Raw genomic sequence first — 24,299 nt, forward strand, 5'->3', positions numbered from 1 at the left:
CGCCGCTCGCCCCGGCTCCGGCGATATGCATCGGCATCTGTCCACCGCCCTGGGCCTGCGTCGCGACGCGACCGTCGGGGCGCCGTTTTCGGGGAAAATCGTCTTGAAACATCGCCTCGGCCTCATCCTGGCCGCGCTTGCCCTTCCCTTCCCCGCGCTGGCCGCGCCCAAGACGGTGGCGACGCTCGACCGCTGGCAGGTGCGGATCGACCCGAAGGACGCGTCCGCCGCCAGCGCGCATCCGAAAGCGGCGAACTGGCTGAGCGCCACCGTGCCGGGCAGCGTGCAGCAGGACCTGATCGCCGCCAACATCGTGCCCGATCCCTATAAGGGCGCGAACGAGGCCCCGATCCAATGGGCGGGCCTGACCGGCTGGCAATATCGCACCAATCTGGACGTGAGCCCCGAGATGCTGCGCCGCGATCACCTGGACCTGGTGTTCGACGGGCTGGACACCTTCGCGACCGTGACGGTCAACGGCCAGCCCCTGTTGTCGGCGGACAATGCCCATCGCCGCTGGCGCGCCGATGCCAAGCCGTTACTGAAGGCGGGCGCGAACGAGATCGTCGTGACCTTCGCCTCGCCGATCAAGACGCTCCAGCCGATGGTGCTGGCCGAGAAGCATCCGCTGCCCGGCGAATATGACTCGCCTTACGGCGACGAGCCCAAGGGCGTTCAAACCTCGCCCTATATCCGCAAGCCGAAATACCAATATGGCTGGGACTGGGCGCCGCGCATCGTCAATGTCGGCATCTGGCGGCCCGCCCGTCTCGAGGCGTGGGACGCCGCGCGCATCGACAACCTCCGCATCGAGCAGGAAGCGCTGACCGATGCCGAGGCGCGCATCCTCGCCCGTGCCTCGGTCGTCGCGGACCGTACGCAGACGGGCCGCATGGACGTGACCGTCACCGGGCCCGACGGCAAGCGCATCCGCGTCCGTCGCGATGTCGCGCTCCAACCAGGCGAAAATGACGTCGTCGTCCCAGTCGCGATCACCAGGCCGCAACGCTGGCAGCCGATCGGCTTCGGCGCGCATCCGCTCTACACGGTCAACGCCGCGCTCGCCGGGGCCGATGCGGTCGAAAAGCGCACCGGCCTGCGCACCGTCGAACTGGTGCGGAAGGACGGCAGCTTCGGGCTGAAGATCAACGGCAACGTCATCTTCGCCAAGGGCACCAACGTCATCCCGTTCGACGCCTTCCCGTCGCGCGTATCGCCTGCGACCGAGCGCCAGCTGCTGGAAAAGGCGGCGGCCGCCAACATGAACATCGTCCGCATCTGGGGCGGCGGCTATTATCCCGAGCACAGCTTCTACGACGCCGCCGACGAGCTGGGCCTGATGGTCTGGCAGGACTTCATGTTCGGCGGCGCGGTCACGCCCCCTGACGCCAAGTTCCGCGAGAATGTCCGGGTCGAGGCCGAGGAACAGGTCGCGCGCCTGCAATCGCATCCCTCGCTGGTCATCTGGGCGGGGAATAACGAGGTGCTGTCGGGCTGGGAAAACTGGTCGGATCGCAAGGCGTTCAAGAAGGCGGTCGGCCCGGACGAGCAGGAGCGGATCGGCACCGGCATGGCCGTGCTGTTCGACCGCGTGCTGCGCGAGGCAGTGACCAAGAATTCGCCCGGCATCCCCTATTGGCCCGGCTCGCCCTCGACCGATTATGAGGGGCCGACCGACACCGACAAGGATGGCGACCGCCATTTCTGGGACGTCTGGTCGGGCTCCAAGTCGATCGAGAATTACACCCTGAGCTGCCCGCGCTTCATGTCGGAATATGGCTTCCAGGCCTTCCCCGACCTGTCGACCATCGCGACCTTCGCCGATCCGGCGGACTTCCGCATCGACAGCCCGGTGATGAAGGCGCACCAGAAGTTCCTGGCCGGTGAAGGCAATGACCGGATCACCTTCTACCTGAAGCAGAATCTACGCGACCCGCGCGATTTCGCCGATCTGGTCTATCTGAGCCAGGCGATGCAGGCCCGCGCGATCGGCCTCGCCGCGCGTCACCACCGCGCCTGTCGGCCGGTGACGCTGGGTTCGCTCTATTGGCAGCTCAACGACAGCTGGCCCGCGATCAGCTGGTCGAGCATCGACTGGACCGGGCATGACAAGATGCTCCAGCACGAGGTCCGCCGCTTCTTCGCACCCCAGACCATCGTCGCGGAGACCAAGCCCGGCGCGACACGGATCGCCCTGGTGTCCGACGCCACCACGCCCAAGCCGCTCGGCTGGCGCGTCACCGGATACGGCATGGACGGCCGCAAGCTGGGTTCGCAATCGGGCAGCGTGACGATGGCGGCCGCCTCGGCCAGCGATGTCGCGACGATCCCCGATGCGACGCTGTTCGCAGGCGCGGCGCCGGAGAGCAGCTACGGCGCCGCCGAACTGTTCGACGGCGACAAGGTCATCGCCCGCCAGATCATCGAGCGGAAGGTGCCGCGCGACATGCTCTACCCCGCGCCGGGCATCACCGCGCGCTGGGCGGGCAAGCAGTTGACGCTGACCGCGCGCAACCTGGCGCGGCAGGTGCAGGTCAATTTCGGCACGACCGCCGCCGAACCCTCCGATGACGGCTTTGACCTGTTGCCCGGCGAGAGCATCACGCTCACCATTCAAAGCGACGCGGACGCCGCCACCCTGGCGCGCGAACTGAAAATCTACACCCTCGGTCCGAAGGACGCCCAGTGATCCCCTTCCTCCTCCTCGCCGCCGCCGGTCAGGCCGCCACCCCCGCCCTTCCCCCCGAAGCGCAGAAGCTGACCGTCGCGCAAAAGGCGGCACAGCTGGTCAACGAAGCCCCCGCCGAGCCCGCGCTGAACCTGCCCGCCTATGACTGGTGGAGCGAGGGGCTGCACGGCATCGCGCGCAACGGGCCGTCGACCGTCTTCCCGCAGGCGATGGGCATGGCCGCGACCTGGGACACGGCGCTGATCCAGAAGGTCGGCGATGTCGTCGCCACCGAGGCGCGCGCCAAGTTCAATTCGCAGCCGCTGAACGCCGATCGCGGGCTGTATCAGGGCCTGACCATCTGGTCGCCCAACATCAACATCTTCCGCGATCCGCGCTGGGGCCGGGGCCAGGAAACGTACGGCGAGGACCCCTTCCTCACCAGCCGCATCGGCATCGCCTTCGTGCGCGGCCTGCAAGGCCCGGATCTGAAGCACCCAAAGGTCATCGCGACCGTCAAGCATATGGCGGTCCATTCCGGTCCCGAGGGCGGGCGCGACAGCTTCGACGTGATGGTGTCCCCGCGCGATCTGGAGGCGACGTACCTCCCCGCCTTCCGCGCCACGGTGACCGAGGGCAAGGCGCTGTCGTTGATGTGCGCGTACAACGCGATCCACGGCACGCCGGTCTGCGCCAACCCGATGCTGCTGACCCAGCGGCTGCGCACCGACTGGGGCTTTAACGGCCTTGTCGTGTCGGACTGCGATGCGGTCGGCAATATCTGGATGTTCCACCATGCCCAGCCCGACGCGCCCGCCGCAGCGGCGGCGGCGTTGCGCGCGGGCACCGACCTGAATTGCGGCAACGCCTATCGCTCGCTGCCTCAGGCGGTGGAGCGCGGCCTGATTACCGAGGGCGAGATCGACACCGCGCTCGCCCGTGCGCTGGCGGTGCGGCGGATGCTGACCGTCGACAGCCCCTGGAACCGCATCAAGCCCAGCGAGGTCGGCACCCCCGCCCACCGCGCGCTGGCGCTGGAGACGGCGCGCAAGGGCATCATCCTGCTCGACAATCCGAACGACCTGCTGCCGCTCAAGGGCAAGAAACTGGCGGTGTTCGGCGCGGATGCCGACGATCTGGGCGTGCTGGAGGGCAATTACCACGGCACCGCGATCAACCCCGTCACCCCGCTGGATGGAATCCGCGCCAAGTTCGGCCGCGATGTCCGCTATGCGCAAGGCTCGGTGCTGGCCGAAGGCGCGTTCGTGGTCGTCCCCGAAACCGCTTTGTCGGCGAACGGCAAGCCCGGCCTGACGGTCGAGACGATGGGCGCGAACGGCCAGTGGACCGCCGCCGGTCAGGACCGCCGCATCGACTTCAACTACACCAAGACCGCACCCTTCCAGCGGCGCTGGACCGGCACGCTGACCCCGCCAGGGCCGGGCCAGTACAAGCTCCGCCTCGACGGCCCCGCCTGCTGGCACGCCTGCCCCGCGCATGATGCGGTGAAGCTCTATATCGACGACCAGCTGGTCGTGGACGATGTGATCGGCGGCAAGAAGCTGGAAACCACGATCGACGGCTCCGCGCCGCGCCGTATCCGCGTCGAGATCGATCACAAGGGCGGCGACGAGGGGCTGCGCCTGCAATGGCTCCCGCCCGCCGAGGCACTGACCGCCGAAGCGTTGAAGGTCGCCGGGACCGCCGATGTGCTGATTGCGGTAATCGGCCTGTCGCCCGATCTGGAGGGCGAGGCGCTGGGCGTCTCGGTCCCCGGCTTCGCAGGCGGCGACCGCACCGAGGTCGTCCTGCCCGAGCCGCAGCGCAAGCTGCTCGCCGCGCTTCAGGCGACCGGCAAGCCCGTGGTCGCGGTCGTCATGTCGGGCTCGGCGGTGTCGCTGGGCGACTTCAAGCCCGCCGCCACGCTGGCGGCCTTTTATCCGGGCACCGAGGGCGGCACCGCGCTGGCCGAGATCCTGGCCGGAGACGTGAACCCGTCGGGCCGCCTGCCCGTCACCATCTACAGCTCGACCGCCGACCTGCCCGCCTTCGCCGATTACGGCATGAAGGAGCGCACCTATCGCTACTTCACCGGCAAGCCCGCCTGGGGCTTCGGGCACGGCCTGAGCTATACCAAGTTCGACTATGGCCAGCCGACCGTCACCGCCAGCGTCGCGGCGGGCCAGCCGGTCGATGTCGCGGTGCAACTGCGCAATATCGGCCAGCGTGCGGGCGAAGAGGTGGCGCAGGCCTATCTGGTCCCGCCCGCCACCGACGAGAAGCTGGTGCTGACCGACCCCGTGCTGCAACGCCAGCTGGTCGGCTTCACCCGTGTCGCATTGAAGCCCGGTCAGGCGGGCACGGCGCGCTTCACCATCGATCCGCGTATGATGAGCCAGGTCTGGCGCGACGGCACCCGCCGCATCCTGCCGGGCACCTACAAGCTCTATATCGGTGGCGGCCAGCCGGGCGACGGTGCTGGCCAGTGGACCCAGTTCACCGTGACCGGCCAGGCGCAGGACCTGCCCAAGTGACCCCGAACCGTCGTGAACTGATCGCCGGCGGCGCGGCGCTCGCCGCCGCCCCCGCCTTCGCCGCCGCGCCCGGCTTCGTCAGCAAGCGCCCGCCGGTCGCCGAACGCCGTTTCGTGTCGAAGGCGGTCGAGGCGGAGATCACCCGTATCTCCAAGCTGATCGCCGATCCCGAACTCCGCTGGATGTTCGGCAATTGCTATCCCAACACGCTCGACACCACGGTGCTGTCGCTGGGCGAGGTGAACGGCAAGGCCGATGCCTTCGTCATCACTGGTGACATCCCCTGCCTGTGGCTACGGGACTCGGCGGCGCAGCTGCGGCCCTATCTGCATCTGGCGAAGCGCGATCCGGCGCTGGGGCGGCTGTTCCGGGGGCTGATCGGGCGACAGGCGCGGTCGATTCTGATCGACCCCTACGCCAACGCCTTCATGCAGGACCCGACCGCCAGGACGAACCTCAGCTGGGCGCTGAAGGACGATACCGACATGAAGCCCGGTGTCGCCGAGCGGAAGTGGGAGATCGACTCTCTCTGCTACGCGATCCGGCTGGCGCATGACTATTGGCGTGAGACGGGCGACACGACGCCCTTCGACGCCGAGTGGAAAGCCTCCGCACGGGCCATCGTGAAGACCTTCCGCGAGCAGCAGCGCAAGGAAGGCCCCGGCCCCTATCGCTTCCGCCGCTCCGCGCCTGAGCCGACCGAGACGCTCTATCGCGGCACCGGCCTGCCGACGCGTCCCAACGGCATGATCCATTCGGGCTTCCGCCCCTCGGACGATGCCTGCCTTTACGGCCAGTTCGTGCCCGCCAATCTGTTCGCGATGACGACGTTGCGCGAACTTGCCGCGCTGTCGAACGCGGTCGGCGAGGCCGCTCTGGCGCAGGACGCGACCGCGCTGGCCGCCGAGGTGGAGGCCGCGCTCAAGCAGTTCGGCACGATGACCCTGCCCAGCGGCAAACGCGTCTGGGCCTATGAGGTCGATGGCTATGGCAATACCGTCTTCATGGACGACGCCAATGTGCCGTCGCTATCGGGTCTCGCCTATCTTCGCTGCGTCGATGCGGCCGATCCGCTGTGGCAGCGGACGCTTGCGGCCTGCTGGAGCAAGGACAATCCCTGGTATTTCGAGGGCAAGGCGCTGACCGGTATCGGCGGCCCGCACACCGGCCCGGGCCAGGTCTGGCCGATGTCGATCATCACCCGTGCGCTGACCTCGACCGACCCTGTGCTGCTGCGCAACAGCCTGTCGATGATCCGTGGATCGCACGGGCATACGGGCTTCATTCACGAAGGGGTCGATATTGACGATCCCACCAAGTTCACACGCGACTGGTTCGCCTGGGCCAATGGCCTGTTCGGCGAGCTGATCGTCCATGTCGCGGCCACCCGGCCGGAATTATTGCGGGAGACGTTCGCATGATCATCAGCCGCCGCTCGCTCCTCGCCGGGACCGCGCTTGCCAGCCTGCCGCACGGGGGCGTCAGCGCCGCCGTGCCGATGACGGTCGCCCGCCCCAATCTGTTCGTCGGCACCGGCGGTGACGGCCATACCTATCCGGGCGCCGTGATGCCCTTCGGCATGGTGCAGCTCAGCCCCGATACCGATGTCGAGCGCTGGGACACCTGTTCGGGCTATCATCATGGTGACGGCTCGATCATGGGGTTCAGCCATACCCATCTGTCGGGCACTGGCATCGGCGACATGCTCGACGTGCTGATCGTGCCGACGCGGGGCGACCTGAAGCTGGTCCCCGGACCGCTATCCGACCCCGATGCAGGCTATCGCCAGCGTTACTCGGACGAGCAGGCCGAGCCTGGCTATTACCGGGTGAAGCTGGAGTCGGGCGTGCTCGCCGAACTGACGGTGACCGAGCGGACCGGCTGGCACCGCTATACCTACCCCAAGGGGCCGGGTCATGTGCTGATCGACTTGTCGCATCTGGTGCTGGACAAGACCGATGAAAAGCCGCTCATCACCGATGCCGAGCTGACTGTCGAGCCCGACGGCACCATCACCGGCACCCGCCGCGTGTTCCGCTGGGCCAAGGGACGGCGCATCTTCTTCGCGATGCAGCTGTCGAAGAAGCCTGCCCGCATCCAGCTTTACGGCGACAATGACGCGCCTGCGAACGGCACCGCCGTCAAGGGCAACCGCCTGAAGGCCGCGCTGTTCTTCGACGAACTGGGCGATGCGCCACTGCTGATCCGCTGCGGCATCTCGGCGGTCGATGTCGCGGGGGCGAAGGCCAACCTGGCAGCCGAGGCGAAGCACTGGGACTTCGATCGTACCCGCCGTGCCGCGATGACCCGCTGGGCCGAGACGCTCGGCGGCGTCCGGGTCGAGGGCGGGACGCCGGACCAGCAGGCGATCATGGCCTCGGCCAATTACCATACACTCGTCGCACCGACGCTCTTCTCGGACGTGAACGGCCGCTATGTCGGTCTCGACGGTCGGGTGCACACCGCCCCCGCCGGGCAGTTCGCCTACAGCACCTTCTCCACCTGGGACACGTACCGCGCGCTCCACCCCTGGCTGATCCTGACCCAGCCGGCCCAGGCCAAGAAGCTGGTCGACGACATCATCCGCCAGACCCAGCAAAGCGCCTATGGCCCGCCGGTCTGGACGCTGCAGGGCAAGGAGACGGGCGTAATGATCGGCTGGCACGGCACGCCGATCATGGCCGAGGCGATGGTGAAGGGCATTCCCGCCGATTACGCCGCCGCCTGGCCCGGCATCGCCAAGCGCAGTTTCGACTTCTCCGCGCCCGACATGGATAACTCCAAGGGCCGCGACCTGTACGACGCCAAGGGCTATGTCCCCGCCGACATCTGGTTCGAGAGCGTCAGCCGGACCCAGGAATATGCCTATGACGACTGGGCGGCGTCGCACATCGCGCGTCGCGTCGGCAAAACCACCGAGGCCGACCGCCTGCGCAAGCGCTCGGGCAATTGGCGCAACGTCATCGATCCCTCGATCAATTTCGCACGCCCCCGCTTCGACGACGGCAGCTGGTGGAAGGATTACGACCCCGTCCAGCTCGGCCACATGCCCAAGCCCTGGTGGCGCGACTATACCGAGGCGAATGGCTGGCAGGCGACCTTCCTCAACCAGCATGACGTGTACGGCCTGATCCGCCACATGGGCGGCGACGCGAAGTTCGAGGCGAAGCTGGACGCGCTGTTCTCCGCGCCCTCGACGCTCCCGAAGAACGCGCCGCCGGACATTTCCGGGCTGGTCGGCCAGTATGCGCATGGCAACGAGCCGGACCAGCATGCCGCCTATCTCTACGCCTATGTCGGCGCGCCCTGGAAGACCCAGCGCATGGTCCGCCGCCTGCTGACCGAGATGTACAAGAACGCGCCCGACGGCATCATCGGCAATGACGATTGCGGCCAGATGAGCGCGTGGTTCCTGTTCTCCGCGCTCGGCTTCTATCCGGTCGATCCGGTCAGCGGCGCCTATGTCTTCGGCGGCCCGCTCTTCGACCGGGCGCAGGTGACGGTCGGCGGCAACAGGACGCTGGTCGTCGAGGCGAAGGGCAATGGGCCCGACACGCCCTATATCCAGTCGGTGACCTGGAATGGTCGCCCCTGGACCAGGAGCTGGATCGATCATGCCACCCTGTCCAAGGGCGGCACCCTGTCCTTCACCATGGGGGCACAGCCCAATCCCGCCTTTGGCCGCGATCCCAAGGACCGGCCACCCTCCTTCGACCACCAGCCCGCCTGATCCCTCCCGGAGCCGAATTGACGATGACCGATTTCTCCCGCCGCGCCGTCCTCGCCTCCGGGCTGGTCGCTTCCGCCGCGCCCGCCTTCGCGCAGAAGGGGGCGAGTGCGCCCGCGCCTTATGGCGCGGTCCCCTCGGCGCGGCAGTGGCGCTGGCATCAACGCGAGCAATACGCCTTCATCCACTTCGCGATGAACACCTTTACCGACAAGGAATGGGGCTATGGCGACGAAGACCCCAAGATGTTCAACCCGTCCGATTTCAGCGCGGACCAGATCGTCGGGGCGGCCAAGGCGGGCAATCTGAAGGGCATCATCCTTACCGCCAAGCATCATGACGGCTTCTGCCTGTGGCCGACCAAGCTGACCGAGCATTGCATCCGCAACTCGCCGTACAAGAATGGCCAGGGCGACATCGTTCGCGAGATGTCGGATGCGTGCAAGCGCGCAGGCCTCGCCTTCGGCATCTATCTCTCGCCCTGGGACCGCAACCATCCCGAATATGGTCGGCCCGCCTATGTCGACTATTTCCGCAAGCAGGTGGTCGAGCTGTGCACCGGCTATGGCGAGCTGTTCGAATTCTGGTTCGATGGCGCCAATGGCGGCGACGGCTATTATGGCGGCGCGCGCGAGACGCGGCAGATCGATGCGCCCAAATATTACAACTGGCCCTCGATCATCGCGCTGGTCCATCAGCATCAGCCGATGGCCTGTACCTTCGATCCGCTGGGCGCCGACATCCGCTGGGTCGGCAATGAGGACGGTATCGCGGGCGATCCGTGTTGGCCGACCATGCCGAACCATCCGTACGTCCAGTCGGAGGGCAATTCGGGCGTGCGCGGGGCTCCGCTCTGGTGGCCCGCCGAGACCAACACGTCGATCCGGCCGGGCTGGTTCTATCATGCGGACGAAGACTCCAAGGTCCGCTCGCCGGAGAACCTCGTCGGCTATTTCGACACCTCGGTCGCGCGCGGCACCAATATGAACCTGAACCTGCCGCCCGACCGGCGCGGCCGCATCCCCGATCAGGATGTGAAGATCCTGAAGAGCTTCGGCGACGCGATCCGCGCCAGCTTCGCGACCGACCTGGCAAAGGGCGCGGTGGCGAGCGCCAGCCATGTGCGCGGCAAGGGGTATGAGGCGGCCAAGGTCCTCGACGGCCAGCGCGACACCTATTGGTCCGCACCAGACGGCGTCACCACGCCCAGCCTGACGCTGGACCTGCCGCCGGGTCGCCGTTTCGACTTGATCCGCATCCGCGAATATCTGCCGCTGGGCGTGCGCGTCACGCGCTTCGCGGTCGATGTCGAAGTGAACGGCAAATGGCAGCAGCTCGCCGAGCATGAGTGCATCAGCGCACAGCGGATCATCCGCCTGCCCCAGCCGATCACCGCGCGCCGCGTCCGCCTGCGCATCGTCGACGCGCCGGTCTGCCCCGCGATCAGCGAGGTGTCGCTGTTCCAGAGCGTCGCACCGGTCCCCGTCCCCGCCATCGTGTCGAGCGACCCGACCGTGCTGGCGACGACCGACTGGACGATCGTCTCGGCGACCGCGCCGGGTGCGGAAAAGCTGCTCGACAATGATGCCAAGACTATCTGGGTCCAACCCGCGCCGGTCGCGGGCAAGCCCGCCAGCGTCACGGTCGACATGGGCCAGGTCCGCGATGTCGCGGGCTTCAGCCTGACGCCTTCGCGCCAGGTCATGATCGACGCCGCACCGCCACGCGGCTATGTCGCGGAGACCAGCGTCGACGGCAAGAGCTGGACCCCGGCGGGTTCGGGCGAGTTCTCGAACATCGCCTATGCCCTGTCGACCCAGCGCCTGCCCTTCACCAGCGTCCGGCCGGTCCGCTATCTCCGCCTGACCTTCGCCGAAATGTCCAAGCCCGCCGCCAAGCTGGCGATCGCCGGGATCGGCGGCTTCACCAGGCGCTGACCCGATCCCACCCCGCCGCCGTTAATTTTGCACGGCGGCGGGGTGGTATTTGCCTCTTGTGCGTTGCAACATGGCATGACGCACAGGAGAATGACATGACCGACCGTCACGATCCGAACGCGACGAAGCCGGAAGGCGCCGAGCGTCCCCGCGTCGCCCTCGCGCTGCAAGGCGGTGGCGCGCACGGGGCCTATGGCTGGGGCGTCGTCGAGCGTCTGCTCGAAGAGGACATCGAAATAGTCGGCGTCAGCGGCGCCAGCGCCGGGGCCATCAACGGGGCGGCCGTGGTTTCGGGCTATGCGGCGCATGGTCGCGAGGGCGCGGTGGCCGCACTCGAGCGACTGTGGCGCAACGTCGCCGACGCCTCGCCGCTCGCCCCGCTCGATGTCGGTGCTATGGGCGGCCCGTTTTTCGAGCCGCTGCTGCGCCGCTCGCTCGACATCGCCAAGATGTCCAGCCGCTATGTCGCGCCGTTCCTGCCCGGCGTCCGCGACATGAGCGCGCTGCGCCGCGCGGTCGAGGGCAGCGTCGATCTTGACCTGCTCGCACGCCAGACCACCCTGCCCTTCTACGTCGCCGCCACGCATATCGCCTCCGGCTCGGCGCGGCTGTTCACCGGCGAGGCGGTGACGCTCGACGCGCTGATGGCCTCGGCCTGCCTGCCCGATCTGTTCGCGGCGGTGGAGATCGAGGGCGAGCAATATTGGGACGGGGGCTTCACCGCCAACCCGGCGCTGGAGCCGCTGCTGGCCAATGCGATCGGCGCGACCGACATGATCATCGTCCAGATCACGCCCTTCACCGTCGAGGATGTCGGCGATTCGGTCGGCGAGGTGATGCGCCGGGTCAGCGACATCAGCTTCAACGCCTGTCTCCGCCGCGACCTGCGCGCGCTGTCGGAGGTTCAGGACATCGCGCGCGCCGACGCCTCGCACGATCCACGCATGCAGGCGATCGCGCGGGTCAACCTGCACCTGTTGTCGCCGCCCGACGCGCTCGCCGGCCCCTCGGGTACCAGCAAGGTCGATACGCGCTGGTCGGTGCTGGAGGATTTGCGTGCCATGGGTCGGACGCAGGCGGAGACATGGCTGACCGAGCATCGCGATTTTCTGGGGCGCGATTCCTCCTTCGAGGGGCTGCCTGAGGATCGGCGGCCATAAGGCCCTGCGCACTTCCGGCGGAACGCTATGCCATGGCGACGGTTCATGCACCCTTGATCCCAGGGCAGGAGCCGACACCATGGCCAGATTTTCCGACACGATCGTCGTCATCACCGGGGCGGCGTCGGGGATCGGCGAAGGTGCCGCGCGACGTTTCGCCGAGGAAGGCGCGACCTTGGTCCTGGGCGACACCGATGCCGAAGGGCTGAACAGGCTGGCCGGCGACTTGGCCCCCGCCACGGTGGCGACGCGGGAAACCGATGTGTCCGTCATGGCGGACTGCGAAGCGCTGGTGGCGCTCGCCATCGAGCGGTTCGGGCGGATCGACGTGCTGGTCAGCAATGCCGGGGTCGATCATCTCGGGAAACTGGACGAAGGTGACCTCTCGGCCTTCGCCAAGGTGATCGAGACCGATCTCTACGGCGTCGTCCAAATGGCGCGCGCCGCCATCGCGCATCTGCGCGCCTCCAAGGGTTGCATCATCAACATGTCCTCGGTGTCCGGGCTGGGCGGCGACTGGAACCACAGCTTCTATTGCTCGGCCAAGGGCGCGGTGACGAACTTCACCCGCGCGCTGGCGCTGGACGAGGCGGCGCATGGCGTGCGCGTCAATGCGGTGAACCCCTCGCTGACCTACACCGCACTGACCGCCGGCATGAAGGAACAGCCCGAGCTGATCGCCAAGTTCGAGGAGCGCATCCCCATGGGCCGTGGCGCGCAGCCCGAGGATATTGCCGGTGCGATCGCCTTCCTGGCAAGCGACGACGCGCGCTTCATCACCGGCGTCAACCTGCCGGTGGATGGCGGCCTGAGCGCATCGAACGGGCAACCGCCGCTCCACTGAAATATAGATGCAGATCAAGATTAATAGGAGCCATCGGCGCGCGGCTCCTATCCCGTATCAATCTCTTATGTAATTGGGAGCCAAATAATAAATCCGACGTTGTCGCTCCATAACGAAAGGGGCGAGATTGTTCATTCTGCATCTGGCGCTTGGCGGCTGCCTGAAATCGCCTCCCGTCCATTATGGCATTACGGCCGATACGGGCGGACATATCGCCTATATTCTGGATGCAGCCGTCGCGCAGGCCGATAATATTGATGTCGATCAAGTCTCGATCGTCACGCGTCTGTTTGAGGGTGAAGGTCTGGCGGCCGAACATGGCCTCATCTCGGAACGCCTCCGTCCGGGACTGACCATCGATCGCATCGCCACCGACGACCGCCGCTATCTGGAGAAGGATGCGCTGGCGGAGGACATGCCGGCCTTTGTCGAGGCATTCTGCGCGCACATCGCCCGGCTGCCGCGACGCCCCGATGTGATCCACGCCCATTTCTCGGATGCCGCCGCCGTCGCAGCCGAAGCGCGCCGCCGCTTCGCCATCCCCTTCGTCTACACCCCGCACGCGCTGGGCATCGACAAGCGCACCCAGCAGGGCTCCTGCCCCGCGCTCGACGCGCGGATCGCGGCGGAGGAGCGCGCCATCGCGCAGGCCGATGCCATCATCGTGTCGACGCGTGACGAGGCCGAGCGGCAGGTCCATGCCTATCGCACCGCCACCTCGGCGCGCATCCATTGCATCGCCCCCGGCGTACCCAGCCGCGATGGCGGCACCGCCGCCGCGCCGACGCTCGCCGATCGCGTCGACCAATGGTTCACCGATCCGGCCAAGCCCATCGTGCTCGCCATCGCCCGACCGGTCGCCAAGAAGAACCTGATCGGCCTCGCCCGCGCCTACGCCGCGTCGCCCGACATGCAGGCGGCGGCCAATCTGGTCATTCTCGCCGGCCAGCATGACGGCCCCGGATCGCCCGAGGAACGCAAGGTCCTGGGCGAACTGCAAGACATGGCGGTGCAACCCGCAATGCAGGGGCGCTTCGCCCTGCCGCCGACGCATGACGGGCGCGATGTCGCCGCGCTGTATGACCGGGCGGCGCGGGGCGGCGTCTTCGTCAACCCGGCCTTGCACGAGCCGTTCGGCCTGACCCTGATCGAAGCGGCGGCGGCGGGCGTGCCGGTCGTCGCGACGCAGGCGGGCGGCCCGGCGGAGATCGTCGCGGCGCTGTGCCACGGCCTGCTGATCGATCCACGCGACGACGCGGCCATCGCCGATGCCTGTCTGTCGATCCTGACCGATGCCGACCGCCACGCACGGATGAGCGCATCGGGTCGCCGCGGCGTGACGCGCTATGACTGGGGTCGCTACGCGGCGGAGTCGATCGCGCTCTATGCCCGCCTGCCGCGTGCGCCCTCGCTGCTCGCCAGCGACATCGACCACACGCTGACCGGCTGTCCGGTCGGGGCGCAGGGTTTCGCCCAGTGGCGGCGCGCCAGCAGCCTGCCCTTCGTCGTCGCGACCGGCCGCTCCTTCGCGATGGCGCGGATGATCCTGACGCAATGGGGGCTGCCCGAACCCGATGCCTTCATCACCGATGTCGGGACGCGGATCATGCTGAAGGGCCAGCGCGGCTGGCACGAATGCCCGGTCTATGCCGCGCGGCTGAACGAGGGATGGGATCGCAAGGCGGTGGCGACCGCGCTCAAGCCACTGCGCCTGCGTCCCCAGCCGCGCGACACCGCCGGCCCGCACAAGCTGAGCTTCTTCGGCACCGCCGCCGACGCGGAACGCGTTCGGACCGTGCTCGCCGAGCAGCAGCTGGCGGCCAAGGTCGTCTTTTCGCACGGCAAGCTGATCGACGTCCTTGCCCCGCTCGGCGGCAAGGCGGCGGCGGTGGCGGCCTATGCCCGGCGGCTCGACCTGCCGCTCGGCGCGTGCATCGCAGCGGGTGACAGCGGCAACGATGTCGACATGCTGGAGGCGTGCGGCCATGCCATCGTCGTCGGCAATGCCAGCGGCGAGCTGGACGGGCTGTCGCCGCGCGACGGGCTGCTGCGCGTCGCGGGCCATCATGCGCACGGCGTCCTGGAGGGATTGGAGCGACTGGGCCTGACGGCACCGGCGCTCGCCCAGGCCAGCGCGGCATGATCCGCCCCTTCGGCTATTTCGTCCACCACCAGGGACGCGGCCATGCCGAACGCTGCGCCGCGATCCTGAACGCGCTGCCGCCCGAGCGGCCGGTGACGATCTTCTGCGCGCGCGACGACATCTTTCCGGCGCTTCCCAAAAGCGCGACGATCGTGACCATCCCGTCGCTGTTCGAGCCGACCGGCGGCGAGGCCGGGACGATGGATGCGGTGCCGACCCCCGACACGCTGCATTGTGCGCCGCTCGGCTGGCCGGGCATCCGCCATGCCATGGCGGTGATCGCGCAGTGGTTCGATGCGGCCGACCCCGCGCTGATGATCTGCGACGTGTCGGCCGAGATCGCGCAACTGTCGCGCATCTGCTCGGTCCCGCACGTCAAGGTGCTGCAGCATGGCGACCGTCACGATCCCGGCCACCGTGCCGCCTATGACGGCGCGGCCGGCCTGCTGGCGGCGTTCGACGAGGCGCTCGCCCAGCCCGAATGGGACACGGGCATGCGTGCCAAGACCTGTTTTGCCGGCGGGCTGGGCGTCGATACCCGCGTGCCCGAGCGCGAACTGGCGCGACAGCGGATCGGCGTCGGCGCGGACGAGGAACTGATTCTCGTCATGTCGGGCGGCGGCGGTGGCGGCTTCGCGCAGGCCCCGCTCGGCGTCGGGGCGCGCAGCCGGCCGGGCGCACGCTGGATCACCATCGGCCCCGTGCAGCGTGACTGGCACGCGACCGAGCCCACCAACATCGAGCATCGCGGCTGGGTCGATAACCCGGCCGACCATGTCGCCGCCGCCGATCTCGTCATCGCCTCGACCGGCAACACCACCTGCCAGCAGATCCTGGCCGCCGCACGGCCCTGGCTCGCCGTTCCCGAATGGCGCTATTTCGACGAGCAGCACCGCAAGGCCGAAGCGCTGGCCGCCGCCGGCGTCGCCTGTGTCCGCCCGCACCTGCCCTCCTCGGCGCAGGCCTGGACCGCCGCGCTCGCCGAGACGCGCGCGGGTCATCGCCCGGCGGCGCAGCGGGCGATGATCGCCGATGCGCCCGCGCAGCGCGCCGCCGACTGGCTGGAGGCGCTCGCCATCCGATTGTGGCCGGTCGCGATCGACCTGCCCATGCCCTCACCCGATCCCAGCGGAGTCGTTTCATGATCTCGGTCGTCACGCTTGCCGGGGGCCGCCCCGACCACCTCCGCAACGTCGTCCTCGGCCTGTGCCGCCAGAGCGTCCTGCCCGCCGAGCTGATCGTCGCGGTGATCCAGGACACGACCTATGACTTGCCGGAGGCGCCCTTCCCCATCCGGCAGATGATGATCGACGGCCCCCGCCTGCCGCTGGCGACCGCACGCAATACGGCGGCGCGCGCGGCGATCGGCGACAAGCTGGTCTTCCTCGACATGGACTGCATCCCGACGCCCGGGCTGCTGGCCGATTACGGCCGTTATCTCGACGAGATGGACGGGTTGCTGATGGGCGAGGTGATGTACCTGCCCGGTGGCGCGACCCAGGGGGACTGGTCGACCGACCGGTTCGCCGACATCGCGGTGCGCCATTCGGACCGGCGCGGCCCGCCACCAGCGGGGATCGAGGTGTGCGAGGATTATCGCTGCTTCTGGTCGCTCAACTTCGCGATGCGGCGCGACACCTTCCTGAGCACGGGAGGGTTCGACGAACGCTATGCCGGCTATGGCGGCGAGGACACCGATTTCGGCAAGGTCGTGGACAAGGCCGGCATCCCCATCGCCTGGATCAAGGGCGGCCTTGCCTATCACCAATATCACCCGCACCACATGCCGCCGGTCCATCATCTGGAAAGCGTGGTCCGCAACGCCGAGGCGTTCGAGGCCAAATGGGGCTATCGCACCATGGGCCACTGGCTGCACGCCTTTCGCCTGATGGGACTGATCGACGACACGCCCGGCCGCCCGATCCGCATCCTGCGCGCGCCCAATGAGGAGGACCTGACCCTGACGGGCCAGCAGAGCCACCAGCCCTATGCCAATACCGCCAGCGTCATCCGCCTGCTGGAGGAGCGCGCGGCCGCCGGCCGGGCCGCCGCATGAGGATCGCGCTCCTCGCCCATGTCCGTCAGCCGATCCGGCAACCCTTTCTGGGCGGCATGGAGGCGCATGGCTGGTATCTGGCCGAGGGGCTGATGGCGCGCGGGCATGAGGTGGTGCTGTTCGCCAGCGGCGACAGCGACCCGCGCTTCACGATCGATCCGGTGCTGCCCACCCATTATGAGGCGGTATTCCCCTGGGCCGAGCATCGCGGCAAGCCCGAGCTGATCGCGCATGTCGATGCCGGCTATGCCGCCGCCTGCGACCGGATCGCGCGCGGGGGTTTCGATGTCGTCCACAATAACAGCCTCCATCGCTTTCCGCTGGAGCAGCGGCGCACGGCGGTGACGCCGACCGTCACCTCGCTGCACGTACCGCCCTATGACGCGCTCCACCATTTCGTGGCGGTCAGCCCGTCCCTCAGCCACCTTCTGACCGTCACCTCGCAAAGCCAGTTGCGCGCCTGGTGGCCCGAAGGCGCGCCGCCCGAGGCGTCGGTGCTGCACAACGCCATCGATCCCGCCGCATGGCCCTTCGTCGCGAACGGCAATGGCGAGGCGGTGTGGTGCGGGCGGATCACCCCCAACAAGGGCACGCATCTGGCGATCGACGCCGCGCGCCGGGCCGGCGTGGCGCTGACGCTGTTCGGTGCGGTCGAGGACCCGGATTACTGGGCGGCCGAGATTGCGCCGCGCCTGGGCGGCGGCATCCGCTATGGCGGGCATCTGGACGGGGCGGCGCTCGCTGCCGAGTTGGGCCGCGCCTCGGTCTTCCTGTTCACCCCCTGCTGGGACGAGCCCTTCGGTCTGGTCGCGATCGAGGCGATGGCGTGCGGCCTGCCCGTCGCCGCCTTCGACCAAGGCGCGGCGCGCGAGGTGGTCGGTGAGGCCGGCGTGATCGCACCCGCCGGAGACGTCGCCGCGCTGGCCGCCGCCATTCAAGACAGCCTGGCCATCGACCGGGCGGTGCCGCGCCGCCGGGTGGAGGCGCATTTCGCGCGGGACCTATGGCTCGACCGATGCGAGGCGCTTTACGCCAGCGTCACCGCCGCCCGGCCGGGCGCCATCGCGGCGTGAACGATCCCGTCATCGCCGCCCAGCGTGCGGCCCTGCTCGATCTCTATCGCCGCCATGCGCCCCCGCCGGGCACGCCCTATGCACTGGTCGATTTCCCGGACCACCCCAATGTCGGCGACAGCGCGATCTGGCTGGGCGAGATCGCGCTGCTCCGGGAGGTCGGTGCGGGCGATCCGGCCTATGTCTGCCGCTGGGACGATTTCGATGAGGGTGCCTTTCGCGCCGTCTGCCCCGAAGGGCCGATCCTGATCCATGGTGGCGGCAATCTGGGCGACATCTGGCCGCATCACCAGCATTTCCGCGAGGCGTTGCTGACCCGCTGTCCCGACCGGCGGATCGTGCAGCTGCCCCAGTCGATCCGCTTCCGCGATCCCGCCAATCGCGATCGCTTTGCCGCCACCGTCGCGCGGCATCCGAACTTCCACCTGTGCCTCCGCGATGACGCCAGCCTGGCCGAGGCGCGGGCGCATTTCGCTTGTCCCAGCGAACTCGCCCCCGACTCCGCCTTCGGCCTCGGAGCCCTCCCCCGGCCGGTCGAACCCGATTGCGACGTGCTGATGCTGTTGCGGTCGGATGCCGAGCGGGCCGCGCGCGACGATGGCGGTCTGCGCGCGCTTCGCGGTGCCGTCGCGCTCGACTGGCTGGAGGAGGAACCGGTCACGGCGACCAACCCGACCGAACGCGCCCGCCAGCGTGTCGCGCGCGGGCTGCGCCTGTTGTCGCGCGGGGACAGGATCGTGACCGATCGGCTGCACGGCCATATCCTGGCGCTGTTGCTCGGCATCCGCCACATCATCCTCGACAATGATTATGGCAAGGTCGCCGCCTATCATGCCGCCTGGACCGCCGGCTCGCCGCTGGTCCGTCAGGCCGCTACGGCGGAGGAGGCCTTGGCCGGGCTGATGGCATGATCGACATCAGCCTGCTGATCTGCACCCGCAATCGCCGCGCCAGCCTGTCCGCCACACTGGCCTCGATCGCGGCGGCGGCGGGCGGGCGGCGGCTGGAGGTGATCGTCGTCGACAATGGCTCGACCGACGACAGCGCCGCGCTGGTCCGGGCATGGGCGGCGGATCAGTCCTTCACCGTCCGCCTGCTCGCCGAGCCGCGCCCCGGCCTGGCCCGCGCGCGCAACATTGCATTGGCAGCGGCGCGGGGGCGGATCATCGCGATGACCGACGATGACTGCGTCCTCCATCCCGACTATTTCGAGCAACTGGCCCGCGCCTTCGCCGAACAGCCGGCACCCGTCATCATCGGCGGCCGTATCCTCTTGGGTGACCCGGCCGACCTGCCCGTGACCGTCAAGCTGGAGGATCATCCGATGATCGCCCCCGCAAGCGGCTTTCCCGGCGGCTTCGTGATGGGGGCCAACCTGGCCTTCACCGCCGATGTCCGCGACCGCTTGGGCCTGTTCGACGAGCGGTTCGGCGCGGGCGCGCCGTTTCGCGCGGCCGAGGATACCGATTACCTGTTCCGCGCACTGGGGCATGGCATTCCGGTCCGCTACGACCCGCATTTCGTCGTCGATCATCACCATGGCCGCCGCCGCGCCGAAGAGGTCGTCGCGCTGCTCGCCGGCTATGGCTATGGCGATGGTGCACTCTATGCCAAGCATCTGCTGACCGACCGGCGCATCTCCTGTGCGATAGGGCGCGACCTGGCCCATCTGCGCGAGCGGATCGTCGGTCCGGTGCCTGCCATCAGCCATTTCCACGCCTTTCGCCTGCGCCATGTCCTGGCGGGACTGGTCGGCTATGGCCGCGCGGCGATCCGGCATCGGGCGGCACTTCGCCGCTGAGCGAATACGGCACGGTCGCGGTTGTTTTCGCCGACCCCGCCTCCCATTTGCGGCGACGAACCCCGATGGAGCTATCCGCCGATGAGTGACGACGCCTATACCCCGCCCGCCATCTGGACCTGGGACAAGGAAAGCGGCGGCCGCTTTGCCGCGATCAACCGGCCCGTCGCCGGCCCGACGCACGACAAGGACCTGCCGGTCGGCCAGCATCCCTTCCAGCTCTATTCGATGGGCACGCCCAATGGCGTGAAGGTCACCATCCTGTTCGAGGAACTGCTCGCCGCCGGCCATGCGGGCGCGGAATATGACGCCTGGCTGATCCGCATCAACGAAGGCGATCAGTTCGGCAGCGGCTTCGTCGCGGTCAACCCCAACTCCAAAATCCCCGCCCTGGTCGACCGACGGGGCGACCAGCCGATCTCCATCTTCGAATCGGGCGCGATCATGGTCCATCTGGCGGAGAGCTTCGGCGCGTTCCTGCCGACCGAGCCCGCCGCCCGCGCGCATGTCCCGTCCTGGCTGTTCTGGCAGATGGGCAGTGCGCCTTTCCTGGGCGGCGGCTTCGGCCATTTCTATGCCTATGCGCCGGTGAAGATCGAATATGCGATCAACCGCTATGCCATGGAGGCCAAGCGCCAGCTCGACGTGCTCGACCGGCAACTGGCGCAGCACCGCTATGTCGCGGGCGACGAATACAGCATCGCCGACATGGCGATCTGGTCATGGTACGGGCAGTTGGTGCTGGGCGATCTCTACAACGCCGCCGAATTCCTGCAGGTGGACGACTATACCCATGTCCGCCGCTGGGCCCAGGAACTGGCGGCACGCCCGGCGGTCAAGCGCGGGCGGATGGTCAACCGTACGATCGGCGATCCCGCCGAACAGCTGCTCGAACGCCATGACGCCAGCGACTTCGACGAGCGCACGCAGGACAAGCTCGCCACTGACGCCTGACCCAGGCCAGATCGACATTCATCTTATTCCTCCCCTGTACGGGGCGGTGGCAGGCCGAAGGGCCTGACGGAGGGGTGTCCCGGTTTGATAGACCGGACCGCATCCATGACCGGTGACCCCCCTCCACCATCCTGCGGATGGTCCCCCCCTTACAGGGGAGGAAAGACGGTGTGGCGGCCTGCATGTCGATCCGGCTTATGAGCGCTTCGCGGCGGGATCGCCCGCCATCCGCCGCGAAGCGCTTGATCGGCGCGACGTATCGCGCTTTTACACTGTCCTGATGTCGCGCGTCCTCCCCCGCCTGCCCCGCCCCCTCCTCGCGCTCGGGCTGACCGGGCTGGGGCTGTGCGCCACGCCGTTCGTCACGGCCGACCCAGCGCCGTTCGACCTGCCTGGCCCCGCGCTTCGCATCACCGTCACGCGCGGCGAGCGGACGCTGCCTATCGCCGAGGTGCCCAATCTGGCGGCGGGCGACCGGCTGACCGTCGACGCCGACCTGCCCAAGGATCAGCGCGCGCATTATCTGCTGTTCTCCGCCTTTCTGAGCGGTGCGACCAATCCGCCGCCCAAGAACTGGGTCCAGTCGGCCGAGACGTGGAAGGACAAGGACAAGGATCGTCGCCTGACCCTGACCGTGCCCAAGGGGGCGCGACAGATGGCGCTGTTCCTGGTGCCCGAGACGGGCGGCGCGTCGGGCACCATCGTCGATGCGGTCCGCGACCGCCCGGGCGAGTTCGTCCGCGCGGTGCAGGATCTGAACCAGGCCTCGCTCGACCGGTCGCGGCTCAACGCCTTCGTCGCGGCGATCCGCGCGCAGGAGAACAGCCACCCCGAATTCCTGCGCACCATCGCGCCGGCACTGGCGGGCAGCCTGGCGATCAAGATGAACCCGGACTGCCTGGCGCGGGTAATCGAGTTGCAGGCGGCCTGCCTTCTTGAAAATCGCGACGCGCTGGTCCTTGCCGACATCCATAGCAGTTCGATGACCGACACGCTGATCGGCGCGCCGACCGATCTGGCGCTGCAGCTCAGCTATACGCGCGAGGCGGGGCTGGGCTATTACAGCCCCTATATCGGCGTCATCCGCGACATCGCGCGGGTGTTCGGCGCGTTCGGCAATCCGCAGTTCGGCTATCTGCCGACGCTGGCCACGCGCGACGGCGACAGGCTGTCGTTGCTGCTCAACGCGGCCCCGTCCTTCGCCAAGCCCAAATCGGTGCTCGTCGCCGCCATGCCCGCGATCGATGCGGGCAGCCCGCCGCGCCTGCGCGCCGCCACCGACCAGCCGCTGTGCGGGGCGAAGCCGGGCCTCGTCCTGCCGGTCGAGGGTGCGCCACTGATCTATTCCACCGCCTTCGCGCGCGATATGGCGGTGACGCTGACCCAGGCGAACGGTCAGCGGATCGAGGTGCCGGTGCGCGCCCGCGCCGATCGTGGCGGCTATATCCTGGCCGAGCCGCTGCCCGCCGGCCTGTCGGGCAAGGCAACCGCCAAGCTGCACGGCCAATGGGGCTTCGAGTCGTTCGAAGGGCCGGGCTTCACGCTGCAATTCCCAACCGACGGCGAGTGGCGCGCCGGCGACACCGACCAGAGCCTGGTGGTCGGGCGCGACAATGTGGTCGAGCTGACCGGTCCGGCCGCCGCCTGCGTCACCGGCGTGACGATGCGCGCCAGCAATGGCGCGGCGCAGGGCGTGGCTTTTACCCCGCGCGGGGCCGATGCGATCGCCGTCACCCTGCCGATGAAGGGCAGCCGCGCCGGACCGGTCACGCTGGAGGTGCAGCAGATGGGCCGCGACACGCCCCGCACCGTGACCTTGCGCGCCTATTCGCCCGCCAGCCGGGTCGACAGCGTGGCGCTGGCGCGCGGCGACCGGTTCGTGACGCTGACCGGCCAGCGGCTGGACGAGATCGCCGGGGTCGACATGGGCGGCGTGGCGCTGTCCCCCGGCACGGTGACGCGCGAAGGCGACAGCGACCGCCTGATCGCCACGGCGGCGGGCGACCGCGCGCCCGAGGGCACGGCCGCCCGGATCAAGCTGAACGACGGACGGACGCTGACCGTCCCGGTGACGAGCGCCCCGCCGCGCCCCGCCGCGACGCTCGTCAGCCGGACGCTGACCATGCCCGACAGCCCCAAGGGGCTGGCGCTGGCGACGCGCGACGAGACGGTCCTGCCCGACAATGCCCGGCTGACCTTCGCCATCCATGCCGGTGAGGGACAGTCGCTGACCCCCGCCGACGCGGTCGAGGTGACGACGGCGGATGGCGGCACGTCGGTGGTCCTGGAGGGCGGGCGCGACGTCCGGCTCTCCTCGCCCGAGATCGCGGTGGCGACGCTCGATCCGGCACGGCTGGGGCCGGCGGCGGCGGGGCCGCTGCGCTTCCGGCTGGTGCGCGGGGCGATCAAGGGCGATTGGGTGCCGCTCGCCACGCTGGTGCGCCTGCCCAGGATCGAGGCGGTGCGGTGCGACGCCGGCCAGTGCCGGATGGAGGGACGCGACCTTTTCCTGATCGACCGGGTCGCGGCCAGCGCTGACATGGCGGGCGCGGTCACGGTGCCAGCGGGCTATACCGCCCCGCGCCTCGCGGTGCCCGCCCCCAATGCCGGGTCGCTCTATGTGACGTTGCGCGATGCCCCGGCCGTGCCCTTCACGCTGGCAACAGGGCAATAACCAAGGCGGGGAAAGACGGCTGGTCTTGGAAGTGCGCCCACCCCTCCCCTTCAGGGGAGGGGCCGGGGGTGGGGCGTATCCTCAAGCGCAGCGTTCGTGGAGAGGCCCCACCCCAACCCCTCCCCTGAAGGGGAGGGGCTTGTACTGACTCAAGGCATCGTCATCCCGACCTGAGGCATCACGCCGTCTCGGCACCCCGTTGCTCCAGCGCATCGCGCAGCGCGCGCACCTCGTCGCGAAGCGCCTGGAGATCGTCGATCGCCATGCCCGAGCGTGCAATGATCTCCTCGCCCAGGCAACCGCAGCGATCGCGCAGGTCCAGCCCCGCCGGGGTCAGCGTCACGCGCACCTGTCGCTCGTCCTGCGCATCGCGCTCGCGGGTCACGAAGCCGCCCGCCTCCAGCCGCTTGATCAGCGGCGTCACCGTGCTCGATTCCAGCCCCAGCCGCTGCGCGATGGCGCCGATCGTGCGACCATCCTCTTCCCACAACACATGCAGCGCCAGATATTGCGGATAGGTCAGGCCGAGCTGGTCGAGCATCGGCTTATAGGTCCGCTGGACCGCCATATTGGCCGCGTAGAGGGCAAAGCAAAGCTGGTCGTCGAGCGGCCATGGTGCCGACATTCGGCCTTCTCCCGGAAAATCGTCGAAATTTCATATCGCGATAAAAGAAGGACTGGACAAGACCAAGTCGCCATGCACATATATATCGCGATAAAGATTATCG

The 24,299-nt window shown here is 68.5% G+C and carries 16 protein-coding genes; 15 read left to right on the forward strand and 1 reads right to left on the reverse strand.

The window, feature by feature from the left end:
* Positions 1–25: 25 nt before the first annotated feature.
* The 15 genes from GGR48_RS08205 to GGR48_RS08275 all read left to right on the forward strand — a co-directional run bounded on the left by GGR48_RS08205 (position 26) and on the right by GGR48_RS08275 (position 23,571).
* Positions 26–2,689 carry a beta-mannosidase gene (locus tag GGR48_RS08205; RefSeq protein ID WP_183951429.1) on the forward strand — a complete coding sequence of 888 codons (2,664 nt, stop codon included), beginning with the start codon at positions 26–28 and terminating at the stop codon, positions 2,687–2,689.
* On the forward strand, positions 2,686–5,202 hold the full coding sequence (locus GGR48_RS08210; protein WP_183951430.1) for a glycoside hydrolase family 3 C-terminal domain-containing protein: 2,517 nt from the start codon (positions 2,686–2,688) through the stop codon (positions 5,200–5,202). Before GGR48_RS08205 ends, GGR48_RS08210 begins: the two co-directional genes overlap by 4 nt.
* Positions 5,199–6,623 carry a glycoside hydrolase family 125 protein gene (locus GGR48_RS08215; protein ID WP_206362413.1) on the forward strand — a complete coding sequence of 475 codons (1,425 nt, stop codon included), beginning with the start codon at positions 5,199–5,201 and terminating at the stop codon, positions 6,621–6,623. The genes GGR48_RS08210 and GGR48_RS08215 overlap by 4 nt, the downstream gene beginning before the upstream one ends.
* Positions 6,620–8,932 (forward strand): GH92 family glycosyl hydrolase, encoded by a 2,313-nt coding sequence (locus GGR48_RS08220; RefSeq protein WP_183951431.1) that lies wholly within the window; start codon positions 6,620–6,622, stop codon positions 8,930–8,932. Before GGR48_RS08215 ends, GGR48_RS08220 begins: the two co-directional genes overlap by 4 nt.
* Before the next feature lie 23 nt (positions 8,933–8,955).
* On the forward strand, positions 8,956–10,866 hold the full coding sequence (locus tag GGR48_RS08225) for an alpha-L-fucosidase (protein WP_183951432.1): 1,911 nt from the start codon (positions 8,956–8,958) through the stop codon (positions 10,864–10,866).
* Between the two features lie 95 nt (positions 10,867–10,961).
* Positions 10,962–12,026 (forward strand): patatin-like phospholipase family protein, encoded by a 1,065-nt coding sequence (locus GGR48_RS08230; protein ID WP_183951433.1) that lies wholly within the window; start codon positions 10,962–10,964, stop codon positions 12,024–12,026.
* A 79-nt stretch (positions 12,027–12,105) separates the two neighbouring features.
* The gene (budC, locus tag GGR48_RS08235; protein ID WP_183951434.1) at positions 12,106–12,870 is read left to right on the forward strand and encodes a meso-2,3-butanediol dehydrogenase; all 765 of its coding nucleotides are present in this window, start codon (positions 12,106–12,108) and stop codon (positions 12,868–12,870) included.
* 127 nt (positions 12,871–12,997) lie between these two features.
* Positions 12,998–15,013: an HAD-IIB family hydrolase gene (locus GGR48_RS08240; RefSeq protein WP_183951435.1), complete on the forward strand. Its 2,016-nt coding sequence runs from the start codon at positions 12,998–13,000 to the stop codon at positions 15,011–15,013.
* A complete protein-coding gene (locus GGR48_RS08245; protein ID WP_183951436.1) occupies positions 15,010–16,158 on the forward strand; it encodes a glycosyltransferase in 1,149 nt (382 codons plus the stop codon). The genes GGR48_RS08240 and GGR48_RS08245 overlap by 4 nt, the downstream gene beginning before the upstream one ends.
* Positions 16,155–17,069 (forward strand): galactosyltransferase-related protein, encoded by a 915-nt coding sequence (locus GGR48_RS08250; protein WP_183951437.1) that lies wholly within the window; start codon positions 16,155–16,157, stop codon positions 17,067–17,069. The genes GGR48_RS08245 and GGR48_RS08250 overlap by 4 nt, the downstream gene beginning before the upstream one ends.
* Positions 17,066–18,142: a glycosyltransferase gene (locus tag GGR48_RS08255; protein WP_183951438.1), complete on the forward strand. Its 1,077-nt coding sequence runs from the start codon at positions 17,066–17,068 to the stop codon at positions 18,140–18,142. Before GGR48_RS08250 ends, GGR48_RS08255 begins: the two co-directional genes overlap by 4 nt.
* The gene (locus GGR48_RS08260) at positions 18,139–19,053 is read left to right on the forward strand and encodes a polysaccharide pyruvyl transferase family protein (RefSeq protein ID WP_338110475.1); all 915 of its coding nucleotides are present in this window, start codon (positions 18,139–18,141) and stop codon (positions 19,051–19,053) included. Before GGR48_RS08255 ends, GGR48_RS08260 begins: the two co-directional genes overlap by 4 nt.
* Positions 19,050–19,943: a glycosyltransferase family 2 protein gene (locus GGR48_RS08265; RefSeq protein ID WP_183951440.1), complete on the forward strand. Its 894-nt coding sequence runs from the start codon at positions 19,050–19,052 to the stop codon at positions 19,941–19,943. The genes GGR48_RS08260 and GGR48_RS08265 overlap by 4 nt, the downstream gene beginning before the upstream one ends.
* Positions 19,944–20,024: 81 nt before the next feature.
* Positions 20,025–20,897 (forward strand): glutathione-dependent disulfide-bond oxidoreductase, encoded by an 873-nt coding sequence (gene yghU, locus GGR48_RS08270; RefSeq protein WP_183951441.1) that lies wholly within the window; start codon positions 20,025–20,027, stop codon positions 20,895–20,897.
* Between the two features lie 280 nt (positions 20,898–21,177).
* Complete coding sequence (locus tag GGR48_RS08275; RefSeq protein WP_240455886.1) at positions 21,178–23,571, forward strand: hypothetical protein; 2,394 nt, start codon at positions 21,178–21,180, stop codon at positions 23,569–23,571.
* A 178-nt stretch (positions 23,572–23,749) separates the two neighbouring features.
* Here GGR48_RS08275 and GGR48_RS08280 read toward each other — a convergent pair whose 3' ends face one another.
* A complete protein-coding gene (locus tag GGR48_RS08280) occupies positions 23,750–24,196 on the reverse strand; it encodes a MarR family winged helix-turn-helix transcriptional regulator (RefSeq protein ID WP_183951442.1) in 447 nt (148 codons plus the stop codon).
* Positions 24,197–24,299 lie beyond the last annotated feature (103 nt).

The organism is Sphingomonas pseudosanguinis, from assembly GCF_014196255.1.
GTDB classification, from domain to species: Bacteria; Pseudomonadota; Alphaproteobacteria; order Sphingomonadales; family Sphingomonadaceae; genus Sphingomonas; species Sphingomonas pseudosanguinis.